Below are 20742 nucleotides of genomic sequence, written 5' to 3' on the forward strand. Positions count from 1 at the left end.
TTAAATCCAGGAATGCCGGGCAGGCAACGTACCGTTGAGGTGGTAGGCGCCAACGGCGTGGTATTTCCAGCGCACTGGATCGTGGAGGGTGTGGACCCGGGCGTTACGCCAATGCCGGTCGAGGTTGAACTCGGCGAGGGTGGCGCGGCTACCGGCAAGCTCGAAGAGCTTCTCGCTGGCCAGCAGGGCAATCTCGGTGGTCAGCACCTTGGCTTCGGCCACCGCAATCGAGGCGCGCGCGGCCGAGGCTGCATCGATCGGCGCTGCGCTGACTTCATCGAGGGTGCGCGCCGCCTTGCTCAGCAAGGCCAGGGCAGCGTGCAACTCAAGTTGCAGGCGTCCGATGTCGGCGATTACATAGAGATCTTCGCTGGCGCGCTCGACCTTGGCATCGATCCAAGGTCGTGAGCGCTCACGCACGAAGCTGATGGCGTCGGCGACGGCTTCCTGGGCGATACCGGCGTCGATGGCGGCCTGGATCAGTTGAGAAACGGCGCCTTGAATGTTAGGCACCTCGTTCTGCCGCCAATTGTCGATTACCAGTTCAGGGTCTACCTGAACCCGGTCCAGCAGCACGGTGCCGCTGGCCGTCGTGCGTTGGCCAAAACCGGACCAGTCGTCGACGATCCGTAGCCCCGGGGTGCCGCGACGAACAAAAGCCATCACCTGGCGGCCTTCATCGTTCAGCGCCTTGACTGCCACCCAGTGGGCGAACAGTGCGCCAGTGGAATAGAACTTTTGTCCGCTGAGCAGATAATGATCGCCCTCGCGGGTAATCCGCGCCTTGAGCTCCAAGGTGTGCTTGCTGCCGCGCTCTGGGCCGGCATTGCCGATGCGCCAGCCGTCGAGCACCGACTTGAACAGCAATGTCTTTTGCCGTTCGCTGGCGGTGCCTTGGAGCAACTGAAGGATGCCGAACTGATTCTGCGGAATCTGTCCCAGTGCTGGATCGGCTGCGCTGATGATGCGAAACACCTCGGCAAGGGTGACAAAAGACACCTGCGCGCCGCCGTAAGCATGGGGAATGGAAATGCTGCCCAGGCCACTGCGGGTGAACTGTTCAATTTCTGCCCAGGGCAGTTTGCGTTGTTGATCGCGTCGTGCTGCCTGACTGCGCGCTGTTTCGGCTAGCTCGTGCGCGGCCAGCAAGGCTTGTGCGTCGGTGCTCAGCACGGTAGCTGGCAACAGCCGCGGGGCGCTATCAAGATCGCTGTGGACGTTTGTATCTGCCAGATTGGACATCAGTACCGCTCCTTGGCTGTACTCAATGCCCTGGCGTTACGCACTGGGGTGATTGTGTTCCCGACCATACCTTACCTCACGTATTGAAGAGGTCGGCGCAAAGCGCGCCGACTGAATGCGCTGGTCCGGTGGTCCGGTTTATATACCCTAAAGCTGTATAAAAATTAAATAAACTATCATTTTGGAATATGGATAGAAGTACCCGGTAGTCGCTCGGCGAACACCTGTAATTGCCTGGCACAAGCCCATCTAGAGCGGTTGCCGACGCGATCCAGAATGCAGTAACTCAGTTGCAGGTGCGGGTCTGGTCCCCATTCCTGAATCAACGCCAACGGAATGTTCGCCTGGATCGGTTTGCCTACTTGATGCGCATGCAACGGCGGCAAGTCCAGACGCAGATCGCCCCAGCACAGGGTAATGTGGTCGCCACTGGCCATGTTCGAATAAGGCGCCAATGTGCAAGGCAGGTCGTGGTTCAGGGCATCGAGAAAAAGGCCGTGACGGCGCACCCGTGCGGCCAATTGCAATGGCTGAAGCTGCGCGTGGTCGCTGTTGCCTCCTGGGCAGTCGAGTTTGGCGAACACCTGTAACTCGGGCGAACGTATTGGACGGTGACCCGGTGTCAGCAAGCGGTAGTGCAGGCGGTGTATGCCGTTGTGCAATAGATGGCCAGGTATGGGTATATCGATCAAGCCCGGCACTTCATCGATACGCAGGGTGTGGGCACTGACAAATCGTGGCCCCCAGAAGATGGCCAATAGATCACCGGCTTGCATCGGCGGCTCAATGACTATGCGCGCCTGTAATCGGGCGGCGCTATGGCGCCCGATACCGCCAGCGTGGATGCCGGGGAGGGACGGAGGGGGTAATTCGCTTGCTTGGCTGACGTTGGGCATAACGCGCATCCTTGGCATGAATAGCTGCGGGATTGGCGGTTATTAGTCAGCGAGCGGGAAGGATCAAGCCTGAATGCTGCCTTCTTGCCAGGCCGCGGCAAACTTCGGATCAAGCCTACGCCTGCAGTGGGTTTGCAGGCGCAGCGCAAGCTGTGAATCTGGCGGGGAATTCAGTACCCGGTGTTTTGCGTACCGAGAAACTTGCCCAGAAACTGCCGGGTACGTTCTTCCCGGGGATGGGCGAACAGCGCCCGCGCCTCGCCCTGTTCGACAATCACACCCTTGTCGAAAAAAATCACTCGATTGGCGACATCGCGGGCAAAGCTCATTTCGTGAGTGACGATAATCATGGTGCGCTTTTCCTCGGCCAGGCTGCGGATGGTCGCCAGCACCTCTCCGACCAACTCAGGGTCAAGTGCCGAGGTTGGCTCGTCGAAGAGAATCACCTCAGGCTCCATCGCCAGCGCACGGGCAATCGCTACCCGTTGCTGCTGGCCACCGGAAAGCTTGCGCGGATAGGAAGCCTCCTTGCCAGCCAGGCCGACCTTGGCCAACAGTTTCATGCCCAGGGCCACCGCTTGTTCGCGAGGCGTCTGTTTGACCACCAGCGGACCTTCGATGACGTTTTCCAGGGCTGTGCGATGGGGAAACAGGTTGAAGTTCTGGAACACGAACCCGACTTGCTGGCGCAGCTTGCGGATCAGCCCTTGCTGCTGCTTGAGGGGGCGGTTGGCATCGATCGTCACATCACCCACCTGGATCAGGCCGCTGTTGGGTGTTTCCAACAAATTCAGGCAACGCAGGAAGGTGGTCTTGCCCGAGCCACTGGGGCCAATGATGGCAATAACCTCACCGGCCTCGACCTTCAGGCTGATCTCCTTCAGAACTGTCTGGCCGTTGAACTGCTTGCTCAGTCGCTCTACCACGATCATGCCTCAGGACTCCTGGTCGTGCCGGTTGACTCGCGCTTCCAGGCGGTTCTGGAAGTGCGCAAGAATGCTGGCCAGTACCCAGTAGATGAGGGCGGCGGCAAGGTACATGGTGAAAATTTCAAAGGTCCGTGCCGTGATCAACTGCGCCTGGCGGAACAGCTCTGGCACCTGAATAGTGGCGGCCAGGGCAGTGTCCTTGACCAATGAAATAAAGCTGTTGCCCAGGGGCGGCAAGGCGGTGCGGGCTGCCTGCGGCAGAATTGCCCGGCGCATGGCCTGACCGCGGGTCATGCCGATACTGGCCGCAGCCTCCCATTGGCCTCGATCGATCGAGCCGATAGCGGCGCGTAGAATCTCACAAGCGTAGGCGGCCATGTTCAGCGAGAAGCCGATCAGCGCTGCTGGCAGCGGGTCCAGTTCCAGCCCCAATTGCGGCAGGCCGTAATAGATCATGAACAACTGGACCAGCAGCGGTGTGCCGCGAAAGAACGACACATAGACCCGCGCTGTCCAGCTCAGCAGCTTGAGAGATGACAGGCGCATCAGCGCCAGGCCGAAACCCAGCAACAGACCGAAGAACATCCCGCCAAGGCTGAGGATGACGGTGTAGTACGCGCCCTTGAGTAGAAAGGGCGCGCTGTCCAGCGCAAGCTGCAGGCTTTCTTCGATCATTTAGTCACGTCGGCGCCAAAGTACTTCTCGGACAGTTTGCTCAGCGTGCCGTCGGCGCGCAGTTTGTCCAGTGCCTTGTTGATGGCGTCGAGCAGTTCTGGCTCGCCCTTGCGCAGGGTGACGCCCGACTCCAGGCGCGAGAAGGCGTCTCCGGTAATGCTGGTGTCCTTGGCCTTCTTGGCATATTCGAGGGCGGCCAGGCGGTCGATCAAGGTCGCGTCGATGCGGCCGACACGCAGGTCCTGGAATTTGGTTGGGTCGTCGTCGTAGGTCTTGATCACCGCCTGTGGGACGTTCTCTTTGAGCCACTGCTCATAGTTTGTCCCCAGGCCTACCCCGACTTTCTTGCCGGCAAGGTCTGCGGCAGTCTTGATATTGAGCTCATCCTTTTTCTTGGTCAGGACCAGCGCCTGAATACCGGAAACGGTATAAGGCTGGGAGAAGTCGTACTTCTTTTTGCGCTCGTCAGAGATGGTCACCTGATTGATCACCACATCAAGGCGCTTGGACTCAAGGGCTGCGAGAATGCCGTCCCATTTGGTCGGTTGCAGCTTGGCTTTGACGCCCAGCTCCTTGGCCAGCGCCTCCGACAGCTCCACTTCGAAACCGGCCAGCTTGCCATCGGCATCGACGAAACTGAACGGCGGATAGGTGCCCTCCAGGCCGACGCTGATCGTGCCCTTGTCCTTGATCGTCTTCAGCTGCTCGCCGGCAACGGCCTGACCGAGCAGACTGGCGCCCAGCAGCAGGGCAACGCCCGCATTGAGAATCTGTTTACCGATTACTGTCATGACGAAGCCCCAACGTTATTGTGGTGTGGAAGGCGACTATAGGGTGACGCTAATAGGTTTAAAAATAATATAAATCAATTTTGTTATTCTTTTTTTGAATATGCTATTCAGCTATTCCAGACCTCAGGGTAGGCGAATAATGCCGGGGCCCCGCCGGTATGCAGGAAAATCAGTGGGCCGTCGTCGAATCGCTGGCGGGCAATACCGTCGAGCAAGCCCGCCATGGCTTTGCCGGTGTAGACCGGGTCCAGCAACAAACCTTCCTGGCTCGCCAGCAGGCGAATGGCGGCGAGGGTGCCGGCATTCGGTTCGCCATAGCGTGGGGCAAAATACTCATCCCACAGCTCAACTTTGAAGGCTTCAGGCAGGCGCACACCCAGGAGTTCTGCGGTGCGTTCGGCCAGCCCCTGGACCTTGGGCCGCTGCGCCTCGTCACTGCGCGACACGGTGACACCAATCACCGGCAAGTGTGGCAACGCTTCTGCCAACGCCAGGCCTAGCCCGCTGTGGGTGCCGGCGCTGCCGGAGGCAAGCACTACACCTGCGAATGTCTGCCCGCTTTGGTGGATCTGTTCGGCAAGCTCCAGGCCTGCGCGGACATAACCGAGGGCGCCAAGGGCGTTGGAGCCACCAATAGGGACGATGTAGGGTTTGCGGCCACTGGCGTGCAAGCGTACTGACAAAGCTTGCAGTTGTTCGTCGGCGTTATCGAGGTTATCCACAAGCTCGACCTTGGCGTCGAACAGCTCCAGCAACAGGCGGTTGCCGTTGCCCTGATAGTTTGCCGAGTCAGTGCCGATAGGGTTTTCCAGCAATGCGACACATGCCAGGCCCAGGCGTGCAGCCAGCGCTGCGGTTTGACGCACATGGTTGGACTGGATTGCGCCAGCCGTGACCAGGGTGTCGGCGCCTTTGCTCAAGGCATCCGCCGCCAGGTATTCGAGTTTTCGCAGTTTATTGCCACCCAGGGCCAGGGGTGTGCAGTCATCGCGTTTGACGTAAATGTCACGGCCCAGCCAGGCCGAGAGGCGGTGCAGCTTTTCCAGCGCGGTTGGCGCGCCAAGCAGTTCCAGACGATTGAAGCGGGAAAGCTGTCCGTCGATCATGGCAATACATCTGCAAGGGAAAAAACGACTATAGGCAGGCCTGTGCCCGCAAGCAACTCCCGGCCTTATGCCAGCTTTATTGCGTTTTGGAATAAAGGGTATTTTTTCTCTCGACGCCAATTGTCGTAGAGTGAGCGTCTATCTGGCGGCCTTTCATTCCATTCTCGCCGCCGCGGCAGGAGATGTAACCGTGAGCGAAAACGCGCAGACAGGGCATTGGCAGTTGCATGGCATCGTTGCCGGCTTGCGTAGCGCCCGAGCCAAATGGCGCAGCGACAATGGTCGCAGCAGTGGTGAACAAGGTGGGCGCGAGCTGCCGTCGCGAGAAGCCATGCGGCACATTCTCGAGCAACTGTGCGGCGCACTGTTTCCCATGCGTCTTGGTCCGGTGGACCTGCGTGAGGAAAGTGAAGATTTCTATGTCGGGCATACCCTCGACTCAGCCTTGACTGCCTTGCTTGCCCAGGCCCGTCTGGAGCTGCGCTATGTCGCCCGCCATGGCAAGTGCAACACCGCTGATGTCGACGCCAAGGCATTGAGCCTGATCCAGGACTTTGCTGCGGCGCTACCGGGCTTGCGCAGCATCCTCGATACCGATGTACTGGCCGCGTTCCATGGGGATCCGGCAGCGCGAAGCGTCGATGAAGTGTTGCTGTGCTATCCAGGCATCCTGGCGGTTATCCATCACCGTCTGGCTCATCACCTGTACCGTTCCGGCTTACCGCTGCTGGCGCGCATCAGTTCGGAACTGGCGCACTCGGCCACCGGCATCGACATTCACCCCGGCGCGCAAATCGGTCAGAGCTTCTTCATCGACCACGGCACGGGTGTGGTGATCGGTGAAACCGCGATCATTGGTGAGCGGGTGCGTATCTACCAGGCGGTAACCCTGGGGGCCAAACGCTTCCCGGCAGACGAGGACGGTCAGTTGCAAAAGGGCCATCCACGCCACCCGATCGTCGAGGACGACGTGGTGATTTATGCCGGTGCAACTATTCTGGGACGAATCACCATTGGCAAGGGCTCGACCATCGGCGGCAACGTCTGGCTGACCCGCAGTGTAGCTGCGGGTAGCAACCTGACTCAGGCCAATCTGCAGCACGATGACGGCACGCAGAAGTAGCCCAGGCAGGGCTTGGATTGCGGCATCGGGTCGCATTAAGGACCCCATCCATGTTTAACTTGAACGCTTGTTCAAGTTAAAACGGTGGTCCGCTGCCGGCGTTCAACAGGAGGAAACCCTTTGCTGAACCCGTTCAATCCAAGCCTTTCCCGTCATTTTGAGGTGCACATTTAATGGGTGCACCGAGTTCTTTACCTAGCGGCAAAATCCGCATGAATCCGCCCGTCTTCTATTTCTCGGCGAGTTTTATCCTCATTTTCGGACTAGTGGTAATCAGTAATCCGCAGGCAGCTGGCGAATGGCTGTTGGCGGCGCAAAACTGGGCGGCCAATACGGTCGGCTGGTATTACATGCTGGCGATGACGCTGTACCTGGTCTTCGTGGTGGTCACCGCCTTATCTGGCTACGGCAAGATCAAGCTCGGTGCCGACCACGACGAACCCGAGTTCAGCTACCTGTCCTGGGCCGGAATGCTGTTCGCTGCGGGCATCAGCATCACTCTTTTCTTTTTCTGCGTATCCGAACCCCTGACTCATATGCTCCAGCCACCCCAGGGGGAAGCTGGAACGGTCGAGGCTGGGCGTCAGGCCATGCAGCTACTGTTTCTGCATTGGGGGCTGCACGGTTGGGGCGTATTCGCTTTCGTCGGCATGGCCCTGGCCTACTTCGCCTATCGCCACAACTTGCCCTTGGCCCTGCGCTCGGCGCTTTATCCGTTGATCGGCAAGCGCATCAATGGCCCTATCGGCTATGCAGTGGATGGTTTCGGCATCATCGCCACGGTTTTCGGCCTTGGCGCGGACATGGGCTTTGGGGTATTGCACCTCAACTCGGGCCTGGACTACCTGTTCGGCATTCCTCATACCCAGTGGGTACAGGTGGCGTTGATCACCCTGATGATGGGCGCGGCGGTGGCTGTTGCCGTGGCCGGGGTCGAGAAGGGTGTGCGGGTGATGTCCGACATCAACATGTTCCTGGCATGCGCGCTGCTGTTGTTCGTGCTGTTCGCCGGGCCTACGCAGCATCTGTTCAATACCTTGATCCAGAACCTGGGCGACTACCTGGGAGCGCTGCCGAGAAAGAGTTTTGATGTGTATGCCTACAACCAGGACAGAGACTGGCTGGGTGGCTGGACCGTGTTCTACTGGGCCTGGTGGATTGCCTGGGCGCCTTTTGTGGGCCTGTTCATTGCGCGAATTTCCCGTGGTCGCACCATTCGTGAATTTGTCTTCGGCGTGTTGCTGATCCCATTGGGCTTCACCTTGGCGTGGATGTCGATCTTCGGCAATAGCGCCATCTCGCAGGTGCTCGATCACGGCATGACAGCGCTTGGTCAGTCGGCCATCGACAACCCCTCGATGACCCTGTACCTGCTGCTGGAAACCTATCCGTGGAGCAAGGTGGTGATTGCCGTCACGGTGTTCATCAGCTTTGTGTTCTTCGTTACCTCGGCGGACTCGGGCACTGTGGTGTTGTCGACGTTGTCCGCTCGCGACGGCAATGCCGATGAAGACGGACCGAACTGGTTGCGGGTGTTCTGGGGGGCAATGACGGCCCTGGTGACCATCGGCCTGTTGTTCGCAGGCAGCATCGACTCATTGAAGTCGGCGGTCGTGCTGACCTCGCTGCCGTTTTCGGTGATTCTGCTGGCGATGATGTGGGGGCTGCACAAGGCGTTCTACCTGGAGTCGCAGCGCCAGATTGCGCAGATGCACTCGCTGGCGCCGTTCGCCAATTCTCGTCGGGGCCGTGGTGGCTGGCGTCAGCGCCTGAGCCAGGCGGTACATTTTCCTTCGCGTGACGAGGTCTACCGGTTCATGGACGACGTAGTGCGTCCGGCGATTGGTGAAGTGACCGAAGTGTTTGTCGAGAAGGGGCTGAATGTCATCACCCAGGAAGACCCGAGCCACGACAACGTCAGCCTGAAGATTGGTCATGGGGAAGAGCAGCCGTTCATCTATCAAGTGCAGATGCGTGGCTACTTCACTCCGTCATTCGCGCTGGGCGGCCTTGGCACTCAGGAACTGAAGAACCGTCGTTACTATCGTGCCGAGGTTCATCTGAGCGAAGGCAGCCAGGACTATGATCTGGTTGGCTACAGCAAGGAGCAGATCATCAACGACATCCTCGACCAGTACGAACGGCATATGCAATTCCTGCACATGGTGCGTTAGCAGGCAACCGGTAGGGGCGGGCCAGCCCGCGCCCTCCGGTCTGAGCCGTTGCCTCAGAACGGCGCATCTCCCAGTATCGTTGCTCGATGCATTACCCGTCGTTGCGGACGGTAGTCATCGACGGCGTAATGCTGGGTCACGCGGTTGTCCCAGAAGGCTATGTCGTTCTCCTGCCAGCGCCAGCGGATGGTGAACTCCGGCCGCGTGGCGTGGGCGAACAGCAAGTTGAGTATCGCCTCGCTTTCGGTGTCGCTCAGTTCGTTGATGCGCGTAGTGAATCCATTATTGACGAACAGCGACTTACGCCCGCTCACCGGGTGAGTGCGGATCACCGGGTGTGACAGGGGCGGATTGTCACGCCGGGTCGTTTCCCAGCGTTGCAAGTCTTCAGGCGTGGTGCCAAAACGCTCCAACGGAAAGGACTTGGTGAAGTCGTGGGTTGCGGTCAGACCATCGAGTAATCGTTTGAGCGGCTCCGACAATGCTGCGTAGGCCGCTATGCCACTGGCCCACAAGGTATCGCCGCCATAGGTCGGCAACTGCTTGGCGCTGAGTACCGCCCCCAGCGCCGGGGTTGGCAGGAAGGTAACGTCGGTGTGCCACATGGCGTTGTCGCGGACATCGGTCACGGCGGTGTCGAGCACCAGCACTTGAGGGGTTTCAGGCACATTGGGGTAGATCGGGTGAATGTGCAGATCGCCAAAGCGTGCAGCGAAGGCCGCTTGCTGCTGTGGATTGATCGGCTGCTCACGAAAGAACAGCACCTGATGCTTGAGCAGGGCCTGTTCAACCGCGTCGCGTTGTTCGGTGCTGATTTCGCGGCTGAGGTCGATGCCGCTGATCTGGGCGCCGAGTGCAGAACTCAGCGGGGTAATGGTCAAGCTCATGATTATTCTCGATTGATCTCAATGACTCTGGCCGTGCCAGGGCACCAATTTGCGCTGCAGGGCGCGCAGTCCCATTTCCAGGGCGAAGGCGATCAATGCGATCACCAGAATGCCCAACACCACCACGTCGGTAACCAGAAACTGCGCTGCCGACTGGACCATGAAGCCCAGGCCGCTGGTGGCGGCGATCAGCTCGGCGGCAACCAGCGTCGACCAGCCCACGCCCAAGCCGATGCGGACACCGGTAAGAATGTCGGGCAAGGCGCTGGGGAGGATGACGTGGCGAATCAGTTGCGCTCGTGAGGCCCCCAGCGATTGTGCCGCGCGCAACTTGGTCGGATCGACCGTGCGCACGCCGGTGGCGGTGGCAATGGCGATAGGGGCGAAAATTGCCAGATAAATAAGCAGCACTTTCGACAGCTCGCCGATTCCGCACCAGATCACGATCAGTGGCAAATAGGCCAAGGGAGGAATAGGGCGGTAGAACTCGATCAGCGGGTCGAGAATGCCGCGGGCGATGCGGTTGTGACCGATGGCGATGCCAATCGGAATTGCGGTGACAATCGCCGCGCCCAGGGCCAGGCCGATACGCTGGAGGCTTGCGCCCAGGTGCTGCCACAAGGTGGCGTCCATATAACCTTGGGTCAGCAGCAACCAGGCCTTGGCCAGTACCGCTTGCGGGGACGGCAAGAACAAAGGCTCGATCCACTCGGCAGCGGTCACCGCCCACCACACCAGAAGCAGGGTGGCCAGGGTCAGCGTGCTGATCCAGCGGGTGCTCAGGTTGCGTCGTGCCTTGGCCACCGGCGCTGACTCAGCGCTGCGTTTGGCCGTAACCGGCACTTCCAGGCTGCTCATGCGAACTCCTGCCGCACTGCGGCGCTGCGTTGAGAGAACACCCGGCTCAGTACGTGCTCGCGGGTTTCGATAAAGCGTGGGTCGGACTTGATCGCCCTGGCAGGTTCGCCGGCTGCGTAGCGCCGACCGAAATCCAGGTGCAGGCGTTCGACGATCTGCCCGGGGTTGGGCGCTAGAAGAATCAGGTCAGTGGCAAGAAACACCGCTTCTTCAATGTCGTGGGTAATCAGCAATACTGGCTTGGCCGTGCGCTGCCAGACTTGCAGGAGCAACTCCTGCATCTGCTCACGGGTAAAGGCATCAAGAGCGCCGAAGGGCTCATCCATCAGCAGTACCCGTGGGTCGGCGGCCAATGCCCGGGCCAGGCCAACGCGTTGCTTTTGCCCGCCCGACAATTGCCAGATCCGTCGCTTGCCGAAATCGGCCAGGTCTACCAGGGCAAGCATTTCTCGCGCCTTGCGTTCGCGTTCGGCACGCGGCACGCCGGCCAGTTCCAGGCCAAAGGCGACATTGGCCAGTACATCCTGCCAAGGCAGCAATGCATCGTCCTGGAACACCACGCCGCGCTCGGCGCTGGGCCCTTGCACCGGCACGCCATCAAGGCTGATACGTCCGGCGCTGGGGGCAACGAAACCTGCGATCAGATTGAGCAGCGAGGTTTTACCGCTGCCGGACGGACCGAGGGCGACCAGCAGTTGCTGGGGCCCTAGGCTCAGGGTGATATCGGCCAGCACCGGGTCGGCTGCGCCGGGGTACTGTGCGCTGATGCGCTCCAGCTCAAGCAATGCCATGACGATCTCCGATCAGTTGGCGATGAACTTGGCGCTGACATACGGCGCGTAGTCCGGCAGTACCGCTTCGACTTTGCCTTGCTCCTTGAGGAAAGTGGCAGTGTCGGTGATGGCTTGGGTAGTCGGCGCACCCAGAGCTGCGATCTGGTCGGCCGCCAGCGGAAATACGTTGCCTTGCAGCAAGGCTGGGATATCCGCGGCCTTGGCCCCGGAGAGCTTCACCAACTTGTCGATGTTGCTTTGCTTGGCGAGCCAGGCTTGTGGGTCTTTGCGATAGTCGGCGTAGGCATCCAGAGTGACTTTGGCGAAGGCCTTGACGATTTCAGGGTGTTTGGCAGCAAAGTCTTTGCGCACGATCCAGGCATCGAAGGTCGGCACACCTTTTTCGGCCAGTTCGCCGGAGGTGATCAGCACCTTGCCGTTTTCCTTGGCCACGCCCAGCGCTGGGTCCCAGACGTAGGTGGCATCTATATCACCGCGTTTCCAGGCGGCGATGATCGCCGGAGGTGCCAGGTTGAGGATCTGCACCTTGGCCGGGTCGATGTTCCACTGTTTGAGCGCGGCCAACAGGCTGTAATGCCCGGTGGAAACAAAAGGCACGGCGATCTTCTTGCCGATCAAATCCTGCGGAGAATTGATGTCGGCGCCATCGCGGGCTACCAGTGCTTCGGCGGCGCCGATCTGGGTCGCAATCAGAAAGGTTTCCACCGGCAGCTTGCGGGTCGCGGCGGCGGCCAGGGGGCTGGAGCCGAGGTAGCCGATCTGCACGCCACCGGAGGCCACGGCGGTAATCACATCGGCACCGCTATCGAATTTGCGCCAGTCGATGCTGGCCTTGCTGGCTTTTTCGTAGTCGCCGTTCACCTGGGCAACTTTCGCCGGATCCACGGTGGTTTGGTAGGCAACGGTAAGGTCGGCCGCCTGGGCGAACCAACTGGTGCCGGCCAGAGTCAGGGCGGCGAACAGGCGCAGCGGAGCATGGAGGGTCATGGAGAACTCCTGGTCAGACGATCAGTTGGGAGAAAGTGGTCGAAAGACTAAATGATCTAAGAAACTAAAAATAAATAACTTTTTAGCATTAGCTTAGGAGCCAATCGCTTTATGCCCATCGACTTGCGCAATGGGCATCGGTCTTCTAAACCTGACGGGGGTCAAGGCTGAGGGAAGCCGAAAACGACAAAGATGGGCCCATTCCCGAGAGAAGAGGCAAGGCGCGATACGTCAGAGCCAAGCGATCTAAAACCTCCCGATTAAATAGCTATCTGGAATTTGCCCCCTGACCAGGGGAGCAGAAGGAAAAATACGCTTTATATTCCGTATTAATCTGAAAAATTAAGAAATAAGTCTTTTTAGATTTATAGAATTGTCTTTATCCTTGCCCCCCAGGTTGGGCGCATTAGACCAAAGTAGTGAAATGAATAGTTACGATTGACTTGACGGTCATCCTTTGGTGCTAATCGCCTATCGACGTCGAGCAGGGCAAAAGATCCTGCCGTAAGCGACACACAAGAATTAGAAATGAGAGGAGCAAAACATGTACAAGTCCACATTGGCACTTGCCGTGGCCGTTGGGGTTCTGGCCCAGCACGCGGGTGCTGCCGGTTTCGTTGAAGACAGCAAGCTTTCGCTGAGTTCGCGGACCATGTATTTCGATGGCGACAACCGTGACGGTGGCAACGACAACCGCGAATCCGGTCAGGGCTTCAAAGTTGACTACATCTCGGGCTTCACTGAGGGAACTGTAGGTTTCGGCGTTGATGCGCAAGCCCTGTGGGGAATCCATTTGGATGGTGGTAAAGGTCATCACCCAAATAGCAGCACATTCTTCCCAAGCGACACCGATGGGTCGGCGGTTAGTCAATGGGCACGCTTTGGTGCCAACGCTAAGGCTCGTTTCTCGAAAACTGAAGCGCATTTCGGTAGCGCCTTGGCTCCTAACCTCCCGATTCTCGTATCGAACGATGGTCGTCTGCTCCCTCAGACATTTGAAGGTGGCACTATCCAGTCGAAGGAAATCGACAACCTGACCCTCAACGCCGGGCAGCTGACTCATGCCATGGGCCGTGCGTCGAGCAACCGTACTGGCCTGTCCGTCTCGGGCGCAACGCAGGACAGCAATAAGTTTCAGTTCGCCGGTGGCGACTGGAAAGTCACTAAAGACCTGACCTTGCAGTACTACTACTCAAACCTGGAAGACTTCTACAAGCAGCACTTCCTAGGCTTGGTTCACGTCTATCCGATCGCCGACGACCAATCGTTCAAGACTGACCTGCGCTACTTCGACAGCAGCAGCGATGGCAAGAACGGGCAGACCGGGTATGCCTTCGACAACAACAAGGGTTATGCGAAGAACGCAGGCGAGGTCGATAACAAGACCTGGAGCGCGATGTTCACCTATACCCTTGGTGGCCATGCCTTCCTGTTGGGACACCAGCAGATTGGTGATGATGGTGGTTTTGTCTGGGCGAACCAAGGTGGCGTGACTAAAGACGGCACTAGTAGCACGCATGGCGAAGGTAACGGCGGCGCCAGCTTCTACCTGTTCACCGACAGTATGATCAACCAGTTCGCCAAAGCGGGTGAGAACACCACCTTTGGTCAGTACTCCTATGACTTCGCACGCCTGGGTGTACCAGGTCTGAAAACTTCGGTTTCTTACCTGCGTGGCGATGACATCAAGAGTGCCAATAATGGCAGCAGCTATCACGAATGGGAGCGCGATGCGCGTATCGACTACGTCCTTCAGGAAGGCACCCTTAAAGGCCTGGGCGTCAGCCTGCGCCATGGTGTTTACCGCGGCGGTGGTTCCGAAGCTAGTGACGACCAAGACCAGACCCGTCTGATCTTCAACTACACTTACAGCTTCATGTAAGCCCAGTTGAAAAAGAGAAGCCTCGCTCCATGCGAGGCTTTTTTTTGTCTGCTCATTGATAGGTTTAAAAGTTATAAATAAATCGATATTTATTCTTTTTGTTTTTATGTCATAGCAGGCACAGTGAGCCCATAACGAACCCAGCCAAGGAGCCGCACCATGAGCCTCAGACTCGGCGATATCGCCCCCGACTTCGAACAGGAATCCAGCGCCGGCAAGATCCGCTTCCACGAGTGGCTGGGTAGCAGCTGGGGTGTGCTGTTTTCGCACCCAGCCGACTTCACTCCGGTCTGCACCACCGAACTGGGCTTCACTGCCAAGCTCAAGGAGCAGTTCGCCGAGCGTGGCGTGAAGGCCATTGCCCTGTCGGTCGACCCGGTGGATTCCCATCACCGCTGGATTGAAGACATCAACGAAACCCAGAACACCACCGTCAACTTCCCGATCCTGGCCGATGCCGATCGCAAAGTGTCTGACCTGTACGATCTGATTCATCCCAATGCCAGCGATACCCTCACGGTGCGCTCCTTGTTCGTGATCGACCCGAACAAGAAGATCCGCCTGACCATTACCTACCCCGCCAGTACCGGGCGTAACTTCCACGAGATCCTGCGGGTGATCGACTCCTTGCAGCTCACCGACAACCACAAGGTGGCCACGCCAGCCAACTGGCAGGACGGTGATGAAGTAGTGATCGTGCCCTCACTCAAGGATGAAGATGAAATCAAGCAACGCTTTCCCAAGGGCTACAGAGCGGTCAAGCCGTACCTGCGCCTGACCCCACAGCCCAATCGCTGATCACTCAACCATGCAGGGATTTTGGGCCGTTTCGACGGCCCTTTTTTAGGGTCAAAATTAATAGATCATAAAAGAATAAACAAATGAATAAATATGATTTATTGGTATATGTGTCGAGCTGTTAAGGTCAATCCATTCCAGCGAGAACTCGACCTCGCGGCCTTTCAGAACACGATCAAGGATGCGCTCCAATGCTGGTTGTTTCTCTCGGTGGTAGTCCCAGTCTGCGTTCACGTTCCGGCGTGCTGCTTGAGCGCAGCCGGCAGTGGTTGCAAGGCCAGGGCGTAGAGGTGGTGACATTCCAGGTCCGCGACTTTCCGGCCGAGGACCTGCTGCATGCGCGATTCGATAGCCCCAGGGTGCAGCACTTCCTGGCGTTGGTAGAACAAGCCGACGGCCTGGTGGTCGCGACCCCGGTGTACAAAGCCTCGTTTGCCGGTGCGCTGAAAACCTTGTTGGATCTGCTACCTGAGCGTGCCCTGAACCACAAGGTGGTATTGCCCATCGCAACCGGTGGCAGCATCGCCCACATGCTGGCTGTGGATTACGCCCTCAAGCCGGTGCTGTCTGCGCTCAAGGCGCAGGAAACCCTGCAAGGGATTTTCGCCGACGACAGCCAGATCACCTACGGCGAAGGCAATAACGCAGCGCAATTGGCGCCGGTATTGGAGCAACGCCTGAACGAATCGCTTGAACTGTTTCACAGTGCCCTGGCACGCAGGCCGAAACCGGTCGCACCCGGTGTACTGAATGAGCGTCTGCTCAGTGCTCGCTGGAGCATCTGAGCCGCTGTAACCGCTTTCTCGCAAGTCCCACCTTACTCGCCCGCCAACGGGCAAGCAGGTGCAGCCAAAACCCAACAGCAAAAGGAGAGCGCTATGCGCACTGTCATTTTGCGTCGTGGTCTGGTCGCTCTGTTTGCTGCGGCTGTGTCCTTCGGCGCCATTACTCAAGCTCAGGCACAAAGCCTGCGCATCGGTTATCAGAAATACGGCACCCTGGTGTTGCTCAAGGCCAAGGGCTCGCTGGAGAAGCGCCTGGCAGCCCAGGGTATCCAGGTTCAATGGACCGAGTTTCCTGGCGGCCCGCAACTACTGGAAGGCCTGAACGTCGGCTCCATCGATTTCGGCGTTACCGGCGAAACCCCTCCGGTGTTTGCCCAGGCTGCCGGGGCTGACTTGCTGTATGTGGCTTACGAGCCGCCGGCTCCACACAGCGAAGCGATTCTGGTGCCCAAGGGCTCGTCGATTCAGGCGGTGAAAGACCTCAAGGGCAAGAAAGTCGCACTGAACAAAGGCTCGAACGTTCACTACCTGCTGGTACGTGCCCTGGAAGATGCCGGCCTCAAGTACACCGATATCCAGCCGGTATTTCTACCGCCTGCCGATGCCCGCGCTGCGTTCGAGCGCGGCAGCGTCGATGCCTGGGTCATCTGGGATCCTTACCAGGCCGCCGCCGAGCAGCAGCTGCAGGCACGCACGCTGCGCGATGGTAAAGGCATCGTCGACAACCACCAGTTCTATCTGGCCACCAAGCCCTACGCGCAGCAGCATCCCGAGGTGATCAACGCCCTGGTCGAAGAAGTGCGTGCGGTGGGCGAGTGGTCCAAGGCCAATCCGCAGGAAGTGACCAACCAGGTTGCACCGCTGCTGGGACTGCCAGCCGACATCACTCTGACCTCGGTAAAACGCCAGGGTTATGGCGCTCACTTCCTGACCCCGGATGTGGTCAGCGCCCAGCAGAAAATCGCCGACACCTTCCACACGCTCAAGCTGATCCCCAAGCCGCTGAGCATCAAGGATGTGATCTGGACACCCCCGGCCAAGGTCGCCAGCGCGCCTTGACGATTCGCCCGTGCCGGGAGCTGCTCCCGGCTTGCGTACCCCTTAGGAGACAACTCCAATGAGCCTCAATGTTTTCTGGTTTCTTCCCACTCACGGCGACGGTCACTACCTGGGCACTTCCGAAGGTGCACGTGCAGTCGATCACGGTTACTTGCAACAGATCGCCCAAGCGGCCGACCGCCTGGGCTTTGGTGGGGTGCTGATCCCGACCGGTCGTTCCTGCGAAGATTCCTGGCTGGTAGCCGCCTCGCTGATTCCGGTTACCCAACGTCTGAAATTTCTCGTGGCCCTGCGCCCGGGCATCATTTCGCCGACGGTGGCTGCACGTCAGGCCGCGACGCTGGATAGACTTTCCGGTGGCCGTGCACTGTTCAACCTGGTGACCGGGGGTGACCCGGAAGAGCTTTCCGGTGATGGTTTGTTCCTCAGTCATGAAGAGCGCTACCAGGCGTCGGTAGAGTTCACCCGTATCTGGCGGCGGGTGCTGGAAGGCGAGACGGTCGACTACGACGGTCAGCACATTCAGGTCAAAGGCGCCAAGTTGCTCTACCCGCCGATCCAGCAGCCGCGTCCGCCGCTGTACTTTGGCGGCTCCTCGGAAGCGGCCCAGGACTTGGCTGCCGAGCAGGTCGAGCTTTACCTGACCTGGGGTGAGCCGCCAGCGGCCGTGGCCGAGAAGATCGAGCAGGTTCGCGCCAAGGCCGCCCAGCAAGGTCGCACCGTGCGCTTCGGCATTCGCTTGCATGTGATCGTGCGCGAAACCAACGCCGAAGCCTGGCAGGCCGCCGAGCGTCTTATCTCGCACCTGGACGATGACACCATTGCCCGTGCCCAGGCCTCGCTCTCACGCTTCGACTCGGTGGGGCAGCAACGCATGGCGGCGCTGCATGGCGGCAGCCGTGACAATCTGGAAGTCAGCCCCAACCTGTGGGCTGGAGTAGGCCTGGTACGTGGTGGTGCCGGCACTGCGCTGGTTGGCGATGGGCCGACCGTGGCCGAACGGGTCAAGGAATACGCCGCGTTGGGCATCGACACCTTTATCTTCTCGGGTTATCCACATCTGGAGGAATCCTATCGTGTGGCCGAGTTGCTGTTCCCGCACCTGGACGTGGAGCGTCCCGAGCTGCCGAAAAGTGGCGGCTATGTGAGTCCGTTCGGTGAAATGGTCGCCAACGACATTTTGCCCAAATCCACGGCACAGCGCTGAGGGTCTGGTCATGAGTCGTGTATCCACACCCTGGTCACAGCGTCTGGCGCCTTGGGCGCTGCCGCTGCTGCTGTTGGCGGTCTGGCAGTTGGCAGTCAGCGCCGGTTGGCTGTCTACGCGCATCCTGCCGGCACCGACTGCGGTGTTCAGTGCCGGTGTCGAATTGGTGCGCAGCGGCGAAATCTGGACCCACCTGGCGATCAGTGGCTGGCGCGCCGCGCTGGGCTTTTTGATCGGTGGTGCGATCGGCCTGGTGCTGGGCTTTATCACCGGCTTGTCGAAGTGGGGCGAGCGCTTGCTCGACAGTTCGGTACAGATGATCCGCAACGTGCCGCATCTTGCCCTGATTCCGCTGGTGATCCTGTGGTTCGGCATCGATGAGTCGGCGAAGATTTTCCTGGTCGCCCTGGGCACGCTGTTCCCGATTTATCTCAATACCTACCACGGCATTCGCAATGTCGACCCGGCATTGGTGGAGATGGCTCGCAGCTATGGTTTGTCCGGCTTCGAGTTGTTTCGCCAGGTCATCCTGCCCGGTGCCTTGCCTTCGATTCTGGTCGGCGTGCGCTTCGCATTGGGTTTTATGTGGCTGACGCTGATCGTCGCTGAAACCATTTCTGCCAATGCCGGCATCGGCTACCTGGCAATGAATGCCCGTGAGTTTCTGCAGACCGATGTGGTGGTGCTGGCGATTGTTCTGTATGCCGTGCTCGGCAAACTTGCTGACCTGGCTGCACGCGGCCTTGAGCGGGTATGGCTGCGCTGGCATCCGGCTTATCAACCCACTCGGGGAGAGGGCGCATGACCATCCTCAAGGAAGCACCGGCACGACTGCTGCGCGGTATACCGTTGGCGGCGAACAACCTGCAGAAAACCTTTGGCCAGCGCCAGGTGCTGCGTGACATCGATCTGCATATCCCGGCCGGCCAGTTCGTGGCCATTGTCGGCCGTAGCGGGTGTGGCAAAAGCACCTTGCTGCGTTTGCTCGCCGGGCTCGATCAACCCAGCGGTGGTGAGCTTCTGGCAGGCTCGGCACCGTTGAGCGAGGCGCGCGAGGATACCCGGCTGATGTTCCAGGAAGCGCGCCTGCTGCCCTGGAAGAAAGTTATCGACAACGTTGGCCTGGGCTTGTCGGGCAGCTGGCGCGCCCAGGCGCTGCACGCTCTGGAGGCGGTGGGCCTTGGCGAGCGCGCCAACGAGTGGCCAGCAGCACTTTCAGGCGGGCAGAAGCAGCGTGTGGCCCTGGCGCGCGCATTGATCCACCAGCCGCGTTTGTTGTTACTCGATGAGCCGTTGGGCGCACTGGATGCTCTGACTCGGATCGAGATGCAGCAACTGATTGAACGGCTCTGGCGCGAGCACGGCTTCACCGTATTGCTGGTGACCCATGACGTCAGCGAAGCAGTTGCCGTGGCAGACCGGGTGATTCTTATCGAGGACGGCGAAGTGGGGCTGGACCTGACCGTCGATCTACCGCGCCCTCGTGTGCGGGGCTCGCATCGATTGGCGGCGCTGGAAACCGAAGTTCTCAACCGCGTTCTCTCGGTGCCTGCTGCACCACCGGAACCGGAACCCGTAGCACCTTTGCCAACGCAACTGCGTTGGGCTCATTGACCTCAAGGAAGCACACTCATGACCATTAAAGCGATCAACGTACGTAACCAGTTCAAAGGCACCGTGAAGGAAATCCTCGAAGGCCCGGTACTGTCGGAAATCGACGTGCAGACGGCTTCAGGCATCGTCACCTCAGTGATCACCACCCGCTCGGTACGTGAGCTGGAACTGACCATCGGCAGTGAGGTAATTGCCTTCGTGAAGTCCACTGAAGTGTCGATTGCCAAACTCTGATCCGTTGCTGGACGAGCCCTTTTTCACAGGCCCAGGCGGCCTTGTGGGAGTGGGCTTGTCTCGCGAAAGCGGCTTCAGCGTTTAGGCAAAAAAGGCGGTAAATACAGTCCCAGATACGCATCGAACACGCGCATGCCTTCCTCCGCCATGCGCGGGGTGATTTGCCCATGCAACTGTACTGAACGGGCATAGACCCGGTCGCCCAGTTCCATGGCCAGGGCAAACACATCGACATCATTGGGCAGCACGGGTAACTGGAAGTGCTCGGCGAATAGCTTGTGCATCAAGTCGCCCAGCTCGATGTCGTGCTGGCGGTCAGCCTGGGTTACTTCGCTCAAACCATGCTGGGCAAGGATCAACTGCCGGGCGGCGGCATCCTCGTTGTAGATACTTAACATGCGCAGCTCGACCAGGCGCGACAGATCGTGCCAGGTAGTGAGCGCAGAGGTGTCTATCGGTTGCGCCAGGCACGCTCGAAAGGCTGCATGAACATCGGCAGTCAGGGCTTCGAGCAATGCCGGAACGCTGGCGAAAAAGTGATACACCGAGGACGGCGGGATTTGCGCGCGCTCGGCGACACTGTAGATCGATAGCCCTGCCACACCTTCGCTGGCCAGCAGGGTGCGCGCCGCTGCAAGGATCGCGTCGATCCGCGCCTGGCTGCCAGCGCGGGGTTTGCGGGTGCTGACGGTACGGCTCAT

The 20742-nt window shown here is 59.3% G+C and carries 21 protein-coding genes; 10 read left to right on the plus strand and 11 right to left on the minus strand.

Going from position 1 to position 20742, the window contains the following annotated elements; genetic code table 11:
• The 6 genes from D3Z90_RS01090 to D3Z90_RS01115 form a co-directional block, all read right to left on the minus strand.
• Complete coding sequence (locus D3Z90_RS01090; protein ID WP_136474020.1) at positions 1-1242, minus strand: SfnB family sulfur acquisition oxidoreductase; 1242 nt, start codon at positions 1240-1242, stop codon at positions 1-3.
• 176 nt (positions 1243-1418) lie between these two features.
• Positions 1419-2138 (minus strand): hypothetical protein, encoded by a 720-nt coding sequence (locus tag D3Z90_RS01095; RefSeq protein WP_136474021.1) that lies wholly within the window; start codon positions 2136-2138, stop codon positions 1419-1421.
• A gap of 170 nt (positions 2139-2308) precedes the next feature.
• Positions 2309-3070, minus strand: a complete 762-nt coding sequence (gene tcyN, locus D3Z90_RS01100; protein ID WP_136474022.1) for an L-cystine ABC transporter ATP-binding protein TcyN — start codon at positions 3068-3070, stop codon at positions 2309-2311.
• Between the two features lie 3 nt (positions 3071-3073).
• Positions 3074-3739, minus strand: coding sequence for a cystine ABC transporter permease (gene tcyL, locus D3Z90_RS01105; protein WP_168198502.1), 666 nt, complete (start codon positions 3737-3739; stop codon positions 3074-3076).
• Positions 3739-4533, minus strand: a complete 795-nt coding sequence (gene tcyJ / locus D3Z90_RS01110) for a cystine ABC transporter substrate-binding protein (RefSeq protein ID WP_136474024.1) — start codon at positions 4531-4533, stop codon at positions 3739-3741. The genes tcyL and tcyJ overlap by 1 nt, the downstream gene beginning before the upstream one ends.
• Before the next feature lie 107 nt (positions 4534-4640).
• A complete protein-coding gene (locus D3Z90_RS01115) occupies positions 4641-5639 on the minus strand; it encodes a D-cysteine desulfhydrase (protein ID WP_136474025.1) in 999 nt (332 codons plus the stop codon).
• A gap of 190 nt (positions 5640-5829) precedes the next feature.
• On the opposite strand from D3Z90_RS01115, the gene epsC reads away from it, so the two are divergent.
• Complete coding sequence (gene epsC, locus D3Z90_RS01120) at positions 5830-6762, plus strand: serine O-acetyltransferase EpsC (protein ID WP_136474026.1); 933 nt, start codon at positions 5830-5832, stop codon at positions 6760-6762.
• 212 nt (positions 6763-6974) lie between these two features.
• A complete protein-coding gene (betT, locus tag D3Z90_RS01125) occupies positions 6975-8936 on the plus strand; it encodes a choline transporter BetT (RefSeq protein ID WP_168198423.1) in 1962 nt (653 codons plus the stop codon).
• 53 nt (positions 8937-8989) lie between these two features.
• Here betT and tauD read toward each other — a convergent pair whose 3' ends face one another.
• The 4 genes from tauD to tauA are packed head-to-tail and all read right to left on the minus strand — an operon-like array spanning position 8990 to position 12462.
• On the minus strand, positions 8990-9823 hold the full coding sequence (tauD, locus tag D3Z90_RS01130) for a taurine dioxygenase (RefSeq protein WP_136474028.1): 834 nt from the start codon (positions 9821-9823) through the stop codon (positions 8990-8992).
• Between the two features lie 18 nt (positions 9824-9841).
• Entirely contained in the window at positions 9842-10681 is an 840-nt protein-coding gene (gene tauC / locus D3Z90_RS01135; protein WP_136474029.1) for a taurine ABC transporter permease TauC, read from the minus strand.
• Positions 10678-11472, minus strand: a complete 795-nt coding sequence (tauB, locus tag D3Z90_RS01140; RefSeq protein ID WP_136474030.1) for a taurine ABC transporter ATP-binding subunit — start codon at positions 11470-11472, stop codon at positions 10678-10680. The genes tauC and tauB overlap by 4 nt, the downstream gene beginning before the upstream one ends.
• Before the next feature lie 12 nt (positions 11473-11484).
• The gene (gene tauA, locus D3Z90_RS01145; RefSeq protein WP_136474031.1) at positions 11485-12462 is read right to left on the minus strand and encodes a taurine ABC transporter substrate-binding protein; all 978 of its coding nucleotides are present in this window, start codon (positions 12460-12462) and stop codon (positions 11485-11487) included.
• 544 nt (positions 12463-13006) lie between these two features.
• Here tauA and D3Z90_RS01150 point away from each other — a divergent pair.
• The 8 genes from D3Z90_RS01150 to D3Z90_RS01185 all read left to right on the plus strand — a co-directional run bounded on the left by D3Z90_RS01150 (position 13007) and on the right by D3Z90_RS01185 (position 20041).
• Entirely contained in the window at positions 13007-14344 is a 1338-nt protein-coding gene (locus tag D3Z90_RS01150; RefSeq protein ID WP_136474032.1) for an OprD family porin, read from the plus strand.
• A gap of 159 nt (positions 14345-14503) precedes the next feature.
• Positions 14504-15142 carry a peroxiredoxin gene (locus D3Z90_RS01155; protein ID WP_136474033.1) on the plus strand — a complete coding sequence of 213 codons (639 nt, stop codon included), beginning with the start codon at positions 14504-14506 and terminating at the stop codon, positions 15140-15142.
• Between the two features lie 191 nt (positions 15143-15333).
• On the plus strand, positions 15334-15927 hold the full coding sequence (ssuE, locus tag D3Z90_RS01160; protein ID WP_136474034.1) for an NADPH-dependent FMN reductase: 594 nt from the start codon (positions 15334-15336) through the stop codon (positions 15925-15927).
• Positions 15928-16020: 93 nt separating this feature from the next.
• Positions 16021-16986, plus strand: coding sequence for a sulfonate ABC transporter substrate-binding protein (locus D3Z90_RS01165; RefSeq protein WP_136474035.1), 966 nt, complete (start codon positions 16021-16023; stop codon positions 16984-16986).
• 58 nt (positions 16987-17044) lie between these two features.
• Positions 17045-18193: an FMNH2-dependent alkanesulfonate monooxygenase gene (gene ssuD, locus D3Z90_RS01170; protein ID WP_136474036.1), complete on the plus strand. Its 1149-nt coding sequence runs from the start codon at positions 17045-17047 to the stop codon at positions 18191-18193.
• A 10-nt stretch (positions 18194-18203) separates the two neighbouring features.
• Positions 18204-18998 carry an aliphatic sulfonate ABC transporter permease SsuC gene (gene ssuC / locus D3Z90_RS01175; protein ID WP_136474037.1) on the plus strand — a complete coding sequence of 265 codons (795 nt, stop codon included), beginning with the start codon at positions 18204-18206 and terminating at the stop codon, positions 18996-18998.
• On the plus strand, positions 18995-19807 hold the full coding sequence (ssuB, locus tag D3Z90_RS01180) for an aliphatic sulfonates ABC transporter ATP-binding protein (RefSeq protein ID WP_136474038.1): 813 nt from the start codon (positions 18995-18997) through the stop codon (positions 19805-19807). The genes ssuC and ssuB overlap by 4 nt, the downstream gene beginning before the upstream one ends.
• Before the next feature lie 18 nt (positions 19808-19825).
• A complete protein-coding gene (locus tag D3Z90_RS01185; protein WP_010221227.1) occupies positions 19826-20041 on the plus strand; it encodes a molybdopterin-binding protein in 216 nt (71 codons plus the stop codon).
• Between the two features lie 74 nt (positions 20042-20115).
• Here D3Z90_RS01185 and D3Z90_RS01190 read toward each other — a convergent pair whose 3' ends face one another.
• Positions 20116-20742 carry a TetR/AcrR family transcriptional regulator gene (locus tag D3Z90_RS01190; protein ID WP_136474039.1) on the minus strand — a complete coding sequence of 209 codons (627 nt, stop codon included), beginning with the start codon at positions 20740-20742 and terminating at the stop codon, positions 20116-20118.

Source organism: Pseudomonas sp. DG56-2, assembly GCF_004803755.1.
Lineage (GTDB): Bacteria > Pseudomonadota > Gammaproteobacteria > Pseudomonadales > Pseudomonadaceae > Aquipseudomonas > Aquipseudomonas auratipiscis.

Excerpts from the sequence above, each read along its gene's own strand:
- D3Z90_RS01090 (WP_136474020.1), bottom strand. The coding sequence starts at position 1,242 with ATGTCCAATCTGGCAGATACAAACGTCCACAGCGATCTTGATAGCGCC.
- D3Z90_RS01095 (WP_136474021.1), bottom strand. The coding sequence starts at position 2,138 with ATGCCCAACGTCAGCCAAGCAAGCGAATTACCCCCTCCGTCCCTCCCC.
- tcyN (WP_136474022.1), bottom strand. The coding sequence starts at position 3,070 with ATGATCGTGGTAGAGCGACTGAGCAAGCAGTTCAACGGCCAGACAGTT.
- tcyJ (WP_136474024.1), bottom strand. The coding sequence starts at position 4,533 with ATGACAGTAATCGGTAAACAGATTCTCAATGCGGGCGTTGCCCTGCTG.
- D3Z90_RS01115 (WP_136474025.1), bottom strand. The coding sequence starts at position 5,639 with ATGATCGACGGACAGCTTTCCCGCTTCAATCGTCTGGAACTGCTTGGC.
- betT (WP_168198423.1), top strand. The coding sequence starts at position 6,975 with ATGAATCCGCCCGTCTTCTATTTCTCGGCGAGTTTTATCCTCATTTTC.
- tauD (WP_136474028.1), bottom strand. The coding sequence starts at position 9,823 with ATGAGCTTGACCATTACCCCGCTGAGTTCTGCACTCGGCGCCCAGATC.
- tauC (WP_136474029.1), bottom strand. The coding sequence starts at position 10,681 with ATGAGCAGCCTGGAAGTGCCGGTTACGGCCAAACGCAGCGCTGAGTCA.
- tauB (WP_136474030.1), bottom strand. The coding sequence starts at position 11,472 with ATGGCATTGCTTGAGCTGGAGCGCATCAGCGCACAGTACCCCGGCGCA.
- tauA (WP_136474031.1), bottom strand. The coding sequence starts at position 12,462 with ATGACCCTCCATGCTCCGCTGCGCCTGTTCGCCGCCCTGACTCTGGCC.
- D3Z90_RS01150 (WP_136474032.1), top strand. The coding sequence starts at position 13,007 with ATGTACAAGTCCACATTGGCACTTGCCGTGGCCGTTGGGGTTCTGGCC.
- D3Z90_RS01155 (WP_136474033.1), top strand. The coding sequence starts at position 14,504 with ATGAGCCTCAGACTCGGCGATATCGCCCCCGACTTCGAACAGGAATCC.
- ssuE (WP_136474034.1), top strand. The coding sequence starts at position 15,334 with ATGCTGGTTGTTTCTCTCGGTGGTAGTCCCAGTCTGCGTTCACGTTCC.
- D3Z90_RS01165 (WP_136474035.1), top strand. The coding sequence starts at position 16,021 with ATGCGCACTGTCATTTTGCGTCGTGGTCTGGTCGCTCTGTTTGCTGCG.
- ssuD (WP_136474036.1), top strand. The coding sequence starts at position 17,045 with ATGAGCCTCAATGTTTTCTGGTTTCTTCCCACTCACGGCGACGGTCAC.
- ssuC (WP_136474037.1), top strand. The coding sequence starts at position 18,204 with ATGAGTCGTGTATCCACACCCTGGTCACAGCGTCTGGCGCCTTGGGCG.
- ssuB (WP_136474038.1), top strand. The coding sequence starts at position 18,995 with ATGACCATCCTCAAGGAAGCACCGGCACGACTGCTGCGCGGTATACCG.
- D3Z90_RS01185 (WP_010221227.1), top strand. The coding sequence starts at position 19,826 with ATGACCATTAAAGCGATCAACGTACGTAACCAGTTCAAAGGCACCGTG.
- D3Z90_RS01190 (WP_136474039.1), bottom strand. The coding sequence starts at position 20,742 with ATGAGCCGTACCGTCAGCACCCGCAAACCCCGCGCTGGCAGCCAGGCG.